Source organism: Pseudomonas sp. TE3911 (genome assembly GCF_054062775.1).
On sequence record NZ_JBSSFP010000001.1, the window covers coordinates 2,243,225 to 2,257,489 of the forward strand.

Here is a 14,265-nt window from a genome sequence, read left to right on the forward strand (position 1 = left end):
TCCACTCGCTCCGAGACTGCGCCGGCGAAATGCCCGTGGCACAGTAAACTCGCAACTGACGCCAGATTTAACTGTAGTTCAATATGCGCGACAGGCAGCCCTTCAATCACGCAACGCCTTTGCGGCGGGCAATAACTGCTTGAATTTGGCATAGCGCATTTCCAGTAACCCATGCTGAGCCAAATCAGGCTGATAACGCGCCTTCACCGGCATACCCGCCTGCAACAACTCCGCGCCCTGCCCCATCGCCAGAAACCCCAGCTTCGCCGCCCCAATACACGCACTCAGTTCGCTGCCGTGCAGGGTATGGACTTCCCGCTGGAGGATGTTGGCCAGCAGTTGGGCCCAGTACTCGCTGCGCGCACCACCGCCCACCAGCGCACAGGCGCCGACACTGGCACCAGCGGATTGCACGGCGCGCAACGCATCCAGCAGGCCAAAGCCCACGCCCTCCATCACTGCATAACCGAGCATGGCGGGATTGCAGTCGTGACCGAGGTTCATAAACCCACCCCGCAACAATGGATCGTTATGGGGCGTACGCTCACCGGCCAGGTAAGGCAGAAACAGCGGCGTATCCAACGGCACCGGCTGTCCGATCGGGAATTGCGCCTGCACCTGATTCAACAGCGTTTGCTCATCCGCCGTCCCGGTGAGCCGAGTGACCCAGCGCAGGCAACTGGCGCCGGCGAGCATGGCGCCCATGGTGTACCAGCGGTTGGGCAGCGCATGGCAGAAACTGTGCACAGCGCTGGCCGGGTTACCGGCAGCGTGATCGGTGATCGCGACCAGGGCCGCGCTGGTACCAAGGGTGATAAACGCATCACCGGCATTGATCGCCCCCATACCCACTGCGGCCACCGGGTTATCGCCGCCACCACCGGCGATCACCACGTTTGTCGGCAAGCCCAGGCCACTGAGCGTCACGCACGCACTCGCGGCGCCACCTTCCACCAACCGGGGCATCTGCGCAGGCGTGAGGCCCGTTGCATGCAGCATCGGGGCGAACCACTCACGTTGCGCCACGTCCAGCCACAGCGTACCCGCCGCATCGGACATCTCGCTGATCCGCTCGCCACTGAGCCGCAAACGCAGGTAGTCCTTGGGCGACAGCACACAGTCAATCGCCTTGAATACCTCAGGTTCGTGCTGTTGCAGCCACAGCAACTTGGGTGCAGTCAGCCCGGCCATGGGCAAACTGCCCGTGACCTCGGCAAAGGTCGGCCCCAACTGTTCGGCTTCGGCCACGGCGCGGGAGTCGTCCCACAGGATCGCCGGGTACAGCACGCGGTCGTCCTCCCCGAGTAAAACCGCACCGTGCATCTGCCCGGACAGCCCGATACAGGCCACTCGGGCAAACGCTTCATGCTGGCGCAATTGGTCCAAGGCCTGCAGGCACGCCTGCCACCAATCTTCCGGAGCCTGCTCGGACCAACCGCTGTGGCGCCGTGACACGCTCAAGCGCACGCCGGCGTGGGCCAGTACAGCACCGCCGGTGTCCATGAGGATGGCCTTGAGTTCCGAAGTGCCGAGGTCGATTCCGAGGGAAACAGGACTGTTCATACGTGCGTTATTCCAATCAATCACAGCCGCAGGAGTTACGTAATTGCAGGGTGGGTGCCAGTCGTACGCTCTGGGGTGGCGCGCCGGGCGCAGCCATGCGCTGCAGCAGCAACTCGACCGCGCGTGCGCCGAGGGCCTTGACCGGTTGCGCGATCAGGCTCAGACGCGGCACAAACAAATCCGCCCAATCGAAATCATCGAACCCCACCAGGGCCATTTGCCCCGGCACCTCGATCTGCGCCTCCCGCAGTGCCTGCATGGCACCGAGGGTCATCAGGTTATTGCCGGCCATGATCGCCGTGGGCGGCGCAGCCAAAGCCAGCAACTGAACGGTGGCCTGGCGTGCCGGCTCAGTGTTGGAGCCGCCGTCGACCAGCAGTTGCGGATCAAACACCAACCCCGCCGCTTGCAAAGCGGCTTTGTACCCCGCCACTCGCTCATCCGTGGTGCTGAAGCCGGCACGTCCGGCGATGAAACCGATACGGCGATGCCCATGGGCAATCAGGTGTTCAATCAGGGCCTGGGTCGGTTGGGCATTCTCCACCCCGACTTGATCGAAGTGCTCACTCATCATGCGATCCACCAACACCGCTGGAATCTCGTTGGCCTGCAAATACGCCAGGGCCATCGAGCCGTTGGACGGCGCCAGGACAATCCCATCGACCCGTCGATGATGCAGCGCCGTGACCACCCCCAATTCCTGCTCCGGGTCATCATGGGTATCGACAAACAGCATCATGTAGCCGTGTTTGGCGCACTCGGTTTCAATCGCGTGCACGGTTTCGCTGAAGTAATGGTTGGACAACGCCGAGATCGCCACGCCAAGGGTGTTGGTACTGGAGCGGGCCAGCGAGCGCGCCAGGGTATTAGGGATATACCCCAACGCCTGGATCGCCCGCTGCACCGCCTGCACCGTGGCCGGGCTGACTTTGCGGGTGCCGTTCAACACGTGGGACACGGTCGACGTCGACACCCCCGCCCTGCTTGCCACGTCATCCATGGTGACCACGGCGCCGTTCCTCTCAATAGATCAATGTTTACTGGACCAACCGCTGTACGTACCGACGTTGTCGCGGGTGATCAGTTTGGGGGTCAGCAGGGTAACCGCTTCGGCCGGGGCTTTGTCATTGAGAATGTCATTGCCCACGTTCACGGCAGTCTGGGCCATGGCCCATGGGTCCTGGCTGGCGGACGCCTGGATCTGGGTGTCGGTCTTCAGGGCGTTCTCGATATCCGGCGCGCCGTCCACTGAGGTAATGATGATGCCGCTGCGCTTGAGCTGTTTGGCCGCCAGGTCGCTGCCGATGGCTTGCGGGTCGTTGATTGCGAACAGGCCGTCAATTTTGGCGAAGCGTGTCAGATAACCCTGCATCACGTTCAAGCCGCCCTCGCGGGAGCCTTTGCCGTCCTGGTCGTCGGAGAGCACCTTGATCTCTGGCGCCCCGGCCAGTGCAGCCTTACAGCCTTTGACGCGATCGGTCACAGCGGTCACTTGCGGGCCGTTCTGGATAATCACATTGCCTTTGCCCGAGAGCTTGTCCACCAGGTACTGGCAAGCGAGCTTGCCGGCTTCGACGTTGTCGGTCTGCACGGTGGCATTCACTCCTTTGGCGTCCACATCCACCGCGACCACGACGATACCGGCGTCGCGGGCTTTCTTGATCGCCGAGGCCATTGCGGACGGGTCGACGGCGTTGATCAGGATGAGGTCGACCTTGGACGAAATAAAGTTATCGATCTGCGAAAACTGCTTGCTCAGGTCATAGTCGGCCGACACCGAGGTGACCTTGACGTTGGGATTCAACTCCTTGGCGCGGGCGGTTGCGCCGTCGGCCAGGGTCACGAAATACGGGTTACCCAAAGAGCCCATGCTGATGCCGAGGGCTTTGAGCTCCCGGGCCTCCACGGCTTGCGACATCAGGGCGGCCAAGGCAATGACAGGAAACAGGTGTTTAAGCTTCATGGGAGTCTCTCTTGTGATTGTTGTATGAGTGAAATCAGGTCCGCGCACCGGACTGGCGATAACGATCCAGCGCCACGGCGCCAATGATCACGATGCCCTTGATGATGTACTGCCAGATATCCGATACGCCCAGCAGCACCAGGCCATTGGTGAGCACCGCGATAATCAGCGCACCGATCAGCGTGCCTCCAATGGTGCCCACGCCGCCGGTAAAACTGGTGCCGCCGAGGATCACCGCCGCAATCGCATCCAGCTCATAGGATTGCCCGAGTTGCAGGCCATTGGCGGCAAACAGGCGTGAGGCGCTCATCACCGCGCCCAGCCCGGCCAACGCACCGGACATGGCGTAGACAAACAGCAGCACTTTCCACACCTTGATCCCGGACAGCCGCGCGGCTTCTGGGTTGCCGCCCACCGAGTAGATCTGCACGCCCATCACGGTGCGACGCAGGATGAACCACGACAACGCCACCACTGCCACGGCGATCACCACCAGCCACGGCACGCCAAGAATCGAATCGTTGCCGATAAACGCAAAGGGCAGGTCGGGGTTGAACACGGTTTTGTCATCCGCCAGCAACCGTGCGAGGCCGCGCATCGCGGTGAGTGCACCGAGTGTGACGATAAACGGCGGCAGGCGCATAAAGGCGATCAGCCCGCCGTTGACCAGGCCCAGCAACAGGCCAAAGCCAATCCCGGCGGCAATCCCGAACATACCGAACTGCGGCGACATTGACGCCTGCAATGCCACCACGGCGGACGCCGCTAGAATCGCCCCCACCGACAGGTCGATGCCCGCCGTGAGGATCACGAAGGTCATACCCGCCGCGAGCACCACGTTGACCGAGGCCTGCTGGGTGATGATCGACAGGTTTTGCACCGTCAGGAAGTTCTCGCTGGCCAGGGCGAAGCCCACCAGCAGCAAGATCAGCACCGGCAACATGCCGACCGTGCGCATCAGTTCGCGCACGCGCTCTGCCTTGCCTGTTGTTGCAATCATCGAATCAGCCATGGGCAACCACCTGATCGCCACCGGTGGCGAGGTCAATAATACGTTCCTGGGAAATAGCGTGGCCGGAAGCCCCGCCGACTTCGGCCACCAACTGGCCTTCGCGCATGATCAGCACCCGGTCGCAGGTGCCGATGATTTCCGGCAGTTCGCTGGAAATCACCACAATGCCCACGCCGGCCTGGGCCAGTTGATTGATGATGCGGTAAATCTCGGACTTGGAGCCGATGTCTACGCCCCGCGTCGGTTCGTCGAGGATGAGCACATGGGGCTTGACCTCCAACAGCCGCGCCAGCAACACCTTTTGCTGGTTGCCGCCGGACAGCGCGCCGACATTGACCTTGCCCGACGCGACGCGAATCGACAGGGACTTGATAGCGTCATTCGAGCGCTGCGCCGCAAGACCGCGATCCAGCAAGCCGCCGGCATGGGCATCCGGCACGCAGGCGCAGACGTTGATGTTGTCGGCCACGCTCATATCCAGGAACAGGCCCTGGGCCTTGCGGTCTTCGGTGAGGTACACCACGCCGGCGCGAATCGCGTCCGCCGGGGTGCGCAGTTGGGTGACGGTCTTGCCCACCACTTCCAGGGTGCCGCTGGTGCGAGGGTCGGCAGCGAAGATCAGCCGCGCCAGCTCGGTGCGCCCTGCCCCCACCAGTCCGGCGATGCCCAGCACTTCACCGGCGTGTAAATCGAAACTGCAGTTGCGCACGCGTTTGCCATCGGCCATGTCGCGCACGCGCATCACCACGTTGCCGGGGTTGTAGGCGGCGTGTTCTTTCTTATAGAAGCCGGACAAGTCACGGCCCACCATCATCTTCACCAGCACCTCGGCCGACAGCGCATCGCGGGTGAGTTCGCCGATGTACTGGCCATCGCGCAACACCGAGACGCGGTCCGACAATTCATAGATTTCGGCCATACGGTGGCTGATATAGATGATCGCCAACCCTTGGCTGCGCAGTTGCTTGATCAGCGCGAACAGCCGGTCGGTCTCGCGGGACGAGAGTGGCGTAGTGGGTTCGTCCATCACCAGGATTTTGGCGTGGGCGTGCAAGGCGCGGGCGATTTCCACCAGTTGGCGCTCGGCAATCGACAGGCTGCTGACCTGAGTTGACGGCGTAAACTCAGCTCCCAGGCGTTGCAGCACTTCGACGCAGCCGGCCTGCATGCCTTTGCGGTCGATGGTCCAGCCTCGGCGCAGCTCACGGCCCAGGTAGATGTTCTCGGCCACGCTCAGGTTCGGGCACAGGCTCAGCTCTTGATAGATCACGGCGATGCCGAGGGCTTTGGCGGTGGCGGGGTTGTAAGTGGCGATGGCTTGGCCGCTGATGCGAATTTCGCCGCCGGGGTCGGCCTGGTAGGCGCCGGAGAGGATTTTCATCAGCGTCGATTTGCCGGCGCCGTTCTCCCCCATCAAGGCGTGGATTTCGCCGGGGTAGACCTTCAGGCCGACACTTTTGAGCACGCGCAAACCGCTGAAGGTTTTACTGATGCCCTGCATCTCAAGCAAGGGTTCAAGGCTCATGGCTGAGCTCCTGGTTTTATTATTTTTGTGGTTAAGCGAGGCCGACTCTAATCCAGATACATTTTCGTACGCAAGCGCTTGCTTAGGCATTTTTGTCATTGAAGAAACGTTTCACCAAGCTGTTTGGTGAAATTTTGCGGGCAGCAGGATGGATTTGGTTACAACCCTATGCCCGTAGGGTAAGGGGCAAAGACAGATGACCTGACTAGAATGCGCGCCCCTCATTCACGCGGAAAAAATCGAAGACCATGCCCCTTTCCAGCGCCGTCGTTTATATCTGGTTTCCCGTATTTGCTAAGCAAGAGACAAACGTCGGCCACGCCGCCCTGTACATCGGCGACCCACATATCGGAAAAAATATAGAGCGCAATTACTACGCGTATGCAAATAGAGAGGCACGGCATGTCGACAGGGGGGCGATCGAGCATGTCAATACCAACTACGTGAGTTGGTGGCCGGAAAGTGACGCGCAGTGGTTAGGCAAGCAGCCGCAAGGACGCAACCTGTTCTTGGAGTCGGACATAAGCGCCGAAGGCAGCCCTCCCCATCTGGTCTATACAATTTCCGGGCTGGACGTGGCGAACATGCGGGCCGAGTGGTTCAAAATACGCAACAAAACCAACGCCCATTACGATTTGTTCCGCAAAAACTGCTCCACCATCGTTTTGCGGATACTCACGGCGGGCGGAGCCCTGAAGAACTTACCCACTGCCAAGCACCTGTGGTTTTCCAACAACCTTTACGTCACGCCGAAAAACATCGCGCAGATTTGCAACGAACTGCGCAATCTCAACATGGCCGTTAAGGCCAGAAGCAGCAATTGCCCACAAAGAGAATTCATGTTCGGTCTGCGCTGAGGTAAACCAGCGCTGGCGCAGGTCGTTTATCCATGAGTGAAACGATTCATTAGCGACAAGCCTCAAAGGCACTCATATGAGTGCCTTCCAATCCGAAGAGATAGACCAAGACATCAAATCGCCATAATGTCTGCTATTGTCCAAGGACCTCATCTCCTCCTCGTCGCTTCATCGCGATCTTCTGTGAGCATGCTCTGCGCCCTCGCCCACTGACGATGGCGGGCCTTACGTTCACGGAACCCCACCACGATGGATAAAAGCTCAACCGACCACCCCAGCGAACCGCAGTCACGCGCTGAAAAAATCGTCGAATTCAAACGCCAGAAAACCCTGCTCAAGACCGGCGCCCTGCAAGACGCCATCTTCAATAGCGCTTATTTCTCCAGCATCGCTACCGATGAAAAAGGCGTGATCCAGATCTTCAATGTCGGCGCCGAACGCATGCTCGGTTATGCCGCTGTCGATGTGGTCAACCGCATCACCCCCGCTGACATTTCCGACCCTGCCGAGCTGATCACCCGCGCGGCGGCCCTCAGCGAGGAACTGGATACGCCGATCACCCCAGGGTTCGAAGCGCTGGTGTTCAAGGCCTCGCGCGGCATCGAGGACATCTACGAGCTGACCTATATCCGCAAGGACGGCAGTCGGCTATCGGCGATGGTCTCGGTGACGGCGTTGCGCAATCGCAATGACACGATCATCGGCTACCTGCTGATCGGTACCGACAACACTGCGCGCAAACAGGAAGAAGCCGAGCGCAAAGGCTTTGAGCGCGCCCTGGAAGAAAAGAACCTGGAGCTGGAACACGCCAACCACATGAAGTCCGAGTTCCTCGCGACCATGTCCCACGAATTGCGTACGCCGCTGAACGCGGTGATCGGCTTTTCCGAGGCGCTGAAGGACGGGCTGGTGGGCGACATGACTGATGTCCAGCGCGAGTACATCGGTGACATTTTCACCAGTGGGCAGCACTTGCTCTCGCTGATCAACGACATCCTTGACCTGTCCAAGGTCGAGGCCGGGATGATGGACCTGGAACTGGAGCCGGTGGAGCTGGCCGGTTTATTGGCCAACAGCCTGTTGATCGTGCGCGAAAAAGCCGCCCTGCAGCGTATCCAACTCAAACTCGACAGCCAGGACGACCTGGGCACGCTGATCCTGGACCTGCGCAAGACCAAGCAAATCGTCTACAACCTGCTGGCCAATGCGGTGAAGTTCAGCGCCCACGGCAGCGACGTGACCCTGGCGGTGCGTGAGGCCAGCCGCGATGAGGTGGGGCTGGTCGCCGGCGATTGGCCGGTGCATGGCTTTGCCCTGCAACCCAGCGCGCACCGCCGCTTTCTTGAGTTGAGCGTCAGCGACAGCGGTATCGGGATTGCCCCGGATGACATGGGCAAGCTGTTCAAGGCGTTCAGCCAGATCGACAGCAGCCTGGCACGCAAATTCGAAGGCACCGGCCTGGGCCTGGCGATGGTCAAGCAGCTCACCGATCTACAGGGCGGCAGCGTTGCCGTGGCCAGCCGCGAAGGCCTGGGCGCACGCTTTGTGGTGTGGCTGCCGCTGCACCGCGCCGCCGCTACTGTGGAGGCCACATGGCCAACATCCTGATTGTCGAAGACAACGAAGCCAACATGCGTCTTGCGCGCTTACTGCTGGTCAACGCCGGCCACATTGTGCTGTGGGCCGCCGACGCCGAGAGCGGCCTGACCATGGCCCGCGAACACCAGCCGGCTCTGATTTTGATGGACATTCAATTGCCAGGCATGGATGGCCTGGCAGCCACTCGCCTGCTCAAGCAAGACCCTCACACGGCTCACATCCCGGTGATCGCCCTCACCGCCATGGCGATGAAGGAAGACCGGGAAAAAGCCCGACTCGCCGGATGCGACGCCTACGTGAGCAAACCCCTGCGCTACAAGGAGCTGTACCAGGAGATCGACACCCTGCTGAACCCAACCCTCACACCTCCTGAATGAGTCCTCTCCATGGCCAGCTCACCCGCAACGCTGTTGATCGTTGACGACGAACCCCAGGTTCGCAAGCTATTGGAAACCCTGCTGCAACACGAGGGCTACCTGACCCTGAGCGCCTGCAGCGGTGAAGAAGCGTTGCAGTTGGTGGCGCAGCAACCACCGGATCTGATCCTGTTGGACATCATGATGCCGGGCATGGACGGCTATGAAGTCGCCACCCAGCTCAAGGGCAACCCGGCCACGGCGAACATCCCGATCATCATGCTTTCGGCCTTGAGCGACATCAGCGCTCGGGTCAGCGGTCTGGAAACAGGCGCCGAAGAGTTCCTCAGTAAGCCAGTGGAGCACTTGGAACTCTGGCTGCGGGTACGCAACCTGCTGCGGCTCAAGGCCCATGGTGACCAGTTCAAACAACGCAGCGAGCAGTTGGAGCAACGGTTGCACCAGCACACCGTGCATACCACCCAGGGCAATGTGCATGATCTGGTCCGCGTAGACATGGAGAAGGCCTTGCGTGAGGCCATTGAGCGGGGCGAATTCGCCCTGCACTACCAGCCCAAGGTCGAGTTGGCCAACGGCAATATCTGCGCACTGGAAGCCTTGCTTCGCTGGGACCGGCCCGATTATGGCGCGGTGTCCCCGGCGGTCTTCGTGCCGATCCTGGAAAGCCTGGGCTTGATCGTCCCGGTGGGTCGTTGGGTGATCGAGCAGGTGTGCCAGCAGATTGCCGAGTGGCAACGCAGTGACATCGGCGCGGTAGAAGTGTCGGTCAACGTGTCCGGCCATCAGTTAATCGAGGGCGACCTGATTGCCGATATCGCCCATAGCCTGGAGAGCACCGGGGTTGAGGCGCACTGGCTGGAAGTGGAACTGACTGAAGGCTCGCTGATGGAAAACACCCAGCACACCATCGCCAGCCTGCAACGCTTGCGCGCCATGGGCGTGAAGATCTCCATTGATGACTTCGGCACCGGCTATTCAAGCCTGGCGTACCTGCGCAGGTTTCCCATCGATACGCTGAAAATCGACATCGCGTTCATCCGCGAGGTCACTACCAACCCGCAGGATGCGGCGATCACCCGCACCATCATTGAACTGGCGCACAGTCTGAAATTGCGCGTAGTGGCCGAGGGCGTGGAAACCCAGGCGCAACTGGCGTTTTTGAAGGAGGCCGGCTGTGATCAGATTCAAGGGTATCTGTTCAGCCGGCCGTTGCCGGTGGTAACGCTGGAGCGGCTATTGCTGGAGCGTCTTAAGTAACGGGCTCAGTCCTGAGCTTCGGTGTTGCCCAGATCGGCTGCTTCATCCAGATCATTAAGCGGGACTTCGGCATCATCCATTAGTGACCCGGGATCTTCATTGCCTGGGTCGTTAAGTTCTTCGTCGAGTTCTTTAGACATGACCTTCTCCTCTAACCGCCTTGGGTGTCGATATCTGCATCCGTTTCAGGCTTGGGCTCGCGCTCGGGCTTGAAATCAGGGCTGTAGTCGTTGTCCTTCGCCTTGGGATCGCTCTTGGCCTTGGGGTCCTTGGGGGCGTCAGCGCTGGTGCCGGGGGCCGGTTCGCCGCCGTCAATCGCCGGATCGTTACGGTTACTGACTTGTGGATCGTTGGATGTGCTCATGGGTCACCTCTCACTGGGATCTGTAAGGTTAAGGCGCCGCGCTGCGCGTTGAAGTTCCGTCCAATTGCCTAGCGGATCGGATTGTCGACCTGGATATAAAACGCATAGATGCCCAGCAGCAACCAGAACACCATGAACAGCCACGGAGCGCGCATGGAGAACAGCAGCGACTTGCGGTAGCCCTTATGGGAAGACTCCATCTCGGAAAACAACGGTGATTCGTCATAGGCCATGCCCATTATCGGTTCGCTGCGCAGCAACTCACTCTGCTTGAAGTGCCAGTGATCGATGATGTCATACGCAGCGCGGATGCCCGGCCAGGCGTTCAAGGAACTGAGAATCCCGAGCGCAGCGAGGAAAACCGGCACCACCAGGGTAAACAACTTGCCCCACTCGGGGTTGAGGTTGCCCATGCCGGAGACAAAGGCAATCACCAGAAACGACTGCGCGGTGAGATAGGCGTCGGTACGGTTGGCCAGGATTGAGGTTTCGTACTGAATTTCTCGACGGTAAAAGTCCAGGCGGTCCTTGGGCGAGCCGAAAATCTTGGCGGTGTGCTCGCTGTGATCGTCCAGGCTCGATTCGGGTGTGTCGGGTGAAATGATTCTGGGCACGGGCGTGCTCCACAAGGATTCGAGTTTCGTTAGAAGAACCGGGCGCGAATGAAGTTCAAGTTTGTTCATGCACCACACCAGGGCGCCCATTGCCTCTTTATGGTGAATGGGCTCCGTCAGGAAGGGCTCGCTGCTGGGAGGGGATGACTCGGCCAGCAGGCTTTATGGCGTTTGGGCGCGCTGTGGCGAGCAGGTTTGCCCCCTCGCCACAGCAAACCCAGTCACCTCAAGGGCATTCCGGCACACGCATTGCTTAACCCATTCATCTGCCCGGATACAGGAGCAATCGTTACCGCCCGACCCAGAGCCGACCCCATAAGAAAGTAAGGACCAGGCCTGCTGGCACTCTGCGCCACAGGCTCATAAAAACATGCGTTTTTTGAAGCGGCAGTGCCACCCCCACGCAACCCTGGGCACTGACAAGGTACTGGAATGGCTCTATCTTTCTTTGACGAAATGAATGACGCAAATGGCGTATGCCGTGCGCACTATCAGGATTTCTCCCGCTGGCTGGCCAACACGCCGCCGGAACTGCTGGCCCAGCGTCGCCGCGAAGCCGACCTGCTGTTTCACCGCGCCGGGATCACCTTTACCCTCTATGGTGACGAGCAGGACACCGAGCGCCTGATTCCCTTCGACATCATCCCCCGCAGCATCCCCGCCAGTGAGTGGAGCGTGATCGAACGCGGCTGTATCCAGCGGGTCAATGCGCTGAACATGTTCCTTGCCGATATCTACCACGACCAACGCATCATCAAGGCCGGGATCATTCCCGCCGACCAGGTGCTGGGCAACGAGGGTTATCAGAAGGCCATGGTTGGGCTGGACCTGCACCGCGACATTTACTCGCATATTTCCGGCGTCGACCTGGTGCGCGACGGCGACGGCACTTACTACGTGCTCGAAGACAACCTGCGTACCCCCAGCGGCGTGAGCTACATGCTCGAAGACCGCAAGATGATGATGCGCCTGTTCCCCGAGGTGTTCGCCAAGCAGCGAATCGCACCGGTGGACCACTACCCCAACCTGTTGCTCAAAACCCTCAAAAGCTCAAGCCGCCTGGACAACCCCAATGTGGTGGTGCTGACCCCCGGCCGCTTCAACAGCGCATTCTTCGAACATGCCTTCCTCGCCCGGGAAATGGGCGTGGAACTGGTGGAAGGCGCCGACCTGTTCGTGCACGACCTCAAGGTCTTCATGCGCACCACCGACGGCCCGAAAGCCGTGGACGTGATCTACCGGCGCATTGACGACGCCTTCCTCGATCCACAGGCCTTCAATCCAGACTCGATGCTCGGCGTGCCCGGCCTGGTGGCCGCCTATTGCGCCGGCAACGTGGTGCTGGCCAATGCGATCGGCACCGGCGTAGCGGACGATAAGTCGATCTACCCTTACGTGCCGGAAATGATCCGTTTCTACCTGGACGAGGAACCGATCCTGCAGAACGTACCGACCTTCCAGTGCCGCAAACCCGATGAGTTGTCCCACGTGCTGGCCCACCTGCCGGAACTGGTGGTCAAGGAAACCCAAGGCTCCGGCGGCTACGGCATGCTGGTCGGCCCCGCCTCTACCGCCGCCGAGATCGAGGATTTCCGTCAACGCATCAAAGCGCGGCCCCATGCCTACATCGCCCAACCGACCCTGAGCCTGTCCACCTGCCCGACCTTTGTCGAAAACGGCATTGCCCCTCGTCATATCGACCTGCGGCCGTTCGTGCTCTCGGGTAAGGAAACCCGCCTGGTGCCCGGTGGCCTCACGCGGGTGGCACTGCGTGAAGGCTCGTTGATCGTCAACTCGTCGCAAGGCGGCGGAACCAAGGACACCTGGGTGGTGGAGGGCTGAATCATGTTGAGTAGAACCGCCGCAGATCTGTACTGGATGTCCCGCTACCTGGAGCGCGCCGAGAACCTGGCGCGCATGCTGGAAGTCAGTTATTCGCTGTCGTTGATGCCCCAGGCCGGACGCAGCGATGGCCTCGACGAACTGGCCATGTCGCTGCTCAGCAGCGGCACGCTGGAGAGTTATCTGGAGCGCCATAAGCAACTGGACGCCGAGCGCATGCTGCACTTCTTCGCCCTCGACGAAGAAAACCCCGCCAGTATCTACAACTGCCTGCGCGCCGCCCGGGGCAACGCCCACGCCGTGCGCGGACGCATCACCGCCGACATGTGGGAAAACCTCAACGCCACCTGGCTGGAAATGCGCAGCATCGCCGCCGGCGGCCTGGCGCGGCACGGCATCAGCCACTTCTGTGACTGGGTCAAGCAGCGTTCGCACCTGTTCCGCGGCGCGACCTCCGGCACCATCATGCGCAACGACGCCTATCGGTTCATCCGCCTCGGCACCTTCATCGAGCGCGCGGACAACACCCTGCGCCTGCTGGATGCGCGCTACGAAATGTTCGGCGAAGAGTCCGAAGAAGTCAGCGACCTCTCGGCACGCGGCTATTACCAGTGGAGCGCCCTGCTCCGCGCGTTGTCGTCATTCGAGGCGTACACCGAGCTGTACCCGAATGCGCTGAATGCTCGGTCGGTGTCGGAGTTACTGCTGTTGCGTAGCGATGTGCCGCGTTCACTGCATGCGTGTATCGAGGAGTTGAGTCATATCCTCGCGGACTTGCCCGGTAGTTATGGGCGTACGGCGCAACGCCTGGCCGCCGAGTTTGAAGCGCGGCTGAGGTATACGGGGATTGATGAGATTCTGGAGGATGGGCTGCATAGTCGGTTGACGGAGTTTATTGAGACGGTGAGGGAGTTGGCGGGGGCGGTTCATAGTTCTTATTTGGAAGTTGTTTGAGTGAGTTTCGGCCAGTTGCCTGTTTATTCGGGTGATTGGCCCGCTTGGGTTCCGCTTTTGTGTTGGGGAGAAGCGAGGTCTTACCTGCATTAATAAATAGATGCAGTCTATGCTCGAACTGCCCCTCCTCTGCCACTGCCCACACCTTACAGAGCTGGCCAATCATGCTGGTAGAGCGCGACCAATACGCACTTACCGAGCGTCGGGTGTGCCGATCATGGCGATGATCCGCCATGAGAGGACGTGATACTTAAGGCATTCTGTATGATCGCCTAACAGATATAGCGGTTGTATTTTTTGGGCGTGTGTCGGGGCAGAATCTTCATATATGAATCGTT

Annotated in this window: 14 protein-coding genes; 6 read left to right on the plus strand and 8 right to left on the minus strand. The window is 60.3% G+C overall.

Going from position 1 to position 14,265, the window contains the following annotated elements:
• Positions 1 to 102: 102 nt before the first annotated feature.
• Genes xylB through ACVWXD_RS10250 form a run of 5 tightly spaced genes read right to left on the minus strand, consistent with a single transcriptional unit; the run spans position 103 to position 6,063 of the window.
• Entirely contained in the window at positions 103 to 1,563 is a 1,461-nt protein-coding gene (xylB, locus tag ACVWXD_RS10230; protein ID WP_179178987.1) for a xylulokinase, read from the minus strand.
• 16 nt (positions 1,564 to 1,579) lie between these two features.
• A complete protein-coding gene (locus ACVWXD_RS10235; RefSeq protein ID WP_457370967.1) occupies positions 1,580 to 2,572 on the minus strand; it encodes a LacI family DNA-binding transcriptional regulator in 993 nt (330 codons plus the stop codon).
• A gap of 21 nt (positions 2,573 to 2,593) precedes the next feature.
• Entirely contained in the window at positions 2,594 to 3,526 is a 933-nt protein-coding gene (locus ACVWXD_RS10240; RefSeq protein ID WP_032887376.1) for an ABC transporter substrate-binding protein, read from the minus strand.
• A 34-nt stretch (positions 3,527 to 3,560) separates the two neighbouring features.
• A complete protein-coding gene (locus ACVWXD_RS10245) occupies positions 3,561 to 4,538 on the minus strand; it encodes an ABC transporter permease subunit (RefSeq protein ID WP_032887379.1) in 978 nt (325 codons plus the stop codon).
• Positions 4,531 to 6,063 (minus strand): sugar ABC transporter ATP-binding protein, encoded by a 1,533-nt coding sequence (locus tag ACVWXD_RS10250; protein ID WP_181643433.1) that lies wholly within the window; start codon positions 6,061 to 6,063, stop codon positions 4,531 to 4,533. Before ACVWXD_RS10250 ends, ACVWXD_RS10245 begins: the two co-directional genes overlap by 8 nt.
• Before the next feature lie 248 nt (positions 6,064 to 6,311).
• Between ACVWXD_RS10250 and ACVWXD_RS10255 the strand changes: the two genes are divergently transcribed.
• The 4 genes from ACVWXD_RS10255 (at position 6,312) to ACVWXD_RS10270 (ending at position 10,153) form a co-directional block, all read left to right on the plus strand.
• The gene (locus ACVWXD_RS10255; protein ID WP_241150156.1) at positions 6,312 to 6,920 is read left to right on the plus strand and encodes a hypothetical protein; all 609 of its coding nucleotides are present in this window, start codon (positions 6,312 to 6,314) and stop codon (positions 6,918 to 6,920) included.
• Between the two features lie 249 nt (positions 6,921 to 7,169).
• Positions 7,170 to 8,528, plus strand: a complete 1,359-nt coding sequence (locus ACVWXD_RS10260) for a sensor histidine kinase (protein WP_457370968.1) — start codon at positions 7,170 to 7,172, stop codon at positions 8,526 to 8,528.
• The gene (locus ACVWXD_RS10265) at positions 8,513 to 8,896 is read left to right on the plus strand and encodes a response regulator (protein WP_032887385.1); all 384 of its coding nucleotides are present in this window, start codon (positions 8,513 to 8,515) and stop codon (positions 8,894 to 8,896) included. The genes ACVWXD_RS10260 and ACVWXD_RS10265 overlap by 16 nt, the downstream gene beginning before the upstream one ends.
• A gap of 9 nt (positions 8,897 to 8,905) precedes the next feature.
• The gene (locus ACVWXD_RS10270) at positions 8,906 to 10,153 is read left to right on the plus strand and encodes an EAL domain-containing response regulator (RefSeq protein ID WP_032887387.1); all 1,248 of its coding nucleotides are present in this window, start codon (positions 8,906 to 8,908) and stop codon (positions 10,151 to 10,153) included.
• A 5-nt stretch (positions 10,154 to 10,158) separates the two neighbouring features.
• Here ACVWXD_RS10270 and ACVWXD_RS10275 read toward each other — a convergent pair whose 3' ends face one another.
• From ACVWXD_RS10275 to ACVWXD_RS10285, 3 genes are all read right to left on the minus strand, one after another.
• Positions 10,159 to 10,293: a hypothetical protein gene (locus tag ACVWXD_RS10275; protein WP_260366890.1), complete on the minus strand. Its 135-nt coding sequence runs from the start codon at positions 10,291 to 10,293 to the stop codon at positions 10,159 to 10,161.
• Between the two features lie 11 nt (positions 10,294 to 10,304).
• On the minus strand, positions 10,305 to 10,517 hold the full coding sequence (locus tag ACVWXD_RS10280; RefSeq protein ID WP_095184792.1) for a hypothetical protein: 213 nt from the start codon (positions 10,515 to 10,517) through the stop codon (positions 10,305 to 10,307).
• Between the two features lie 68 nt (positions 10,518 to 10,585).
• Positions 10,586 to 11,131, minus strand: a complete 546-nt coding sequence (locus ACVWXD_RS10285) for a hypothetical protein (RefSeq protein WP_032887390.1) — start codon at positions 11,129 to 11,131, stop codon at positions 10,586 to 10,588.
• A gap of 432 nt (positions 11,132 to 11,563) precedes the next feature.
• Here ACVWXD_RS10285 and ACVWXD_RS10290 point away from each other — a divergent pair, with 432 nt between their 5' ends.
• Positions 11,564 to 12,973 carry a circularly permuted type 2 ATP-grasp protein gene (locus ACVWXD_RS10290; protein ID WP_032887392.1) on the plus strand — a complete coding sequence of 470 codons (1,410 nt, stop codon included), beginning with the start codon at positions 11,564 to 11,566 and terminating at the stop codon, positions 12,971 to 12,973.
• Between the two features lie 3 nt (positions 12,974 to 12,976).
• Positions 12,977 to 13,927 (plus strand): alpha-E domain-containing protein, encoded by a 951-nt coding sequence (locus ACVWXD_RS10295; protein ID WP_032887395.1) that lies wholly within the window; start codon positions 12,977 to 12,979, stop codon positions 13,925 to 13,927.
• Positions 13,928 to 14,265 lie beyond the last annotated feature (338 nt).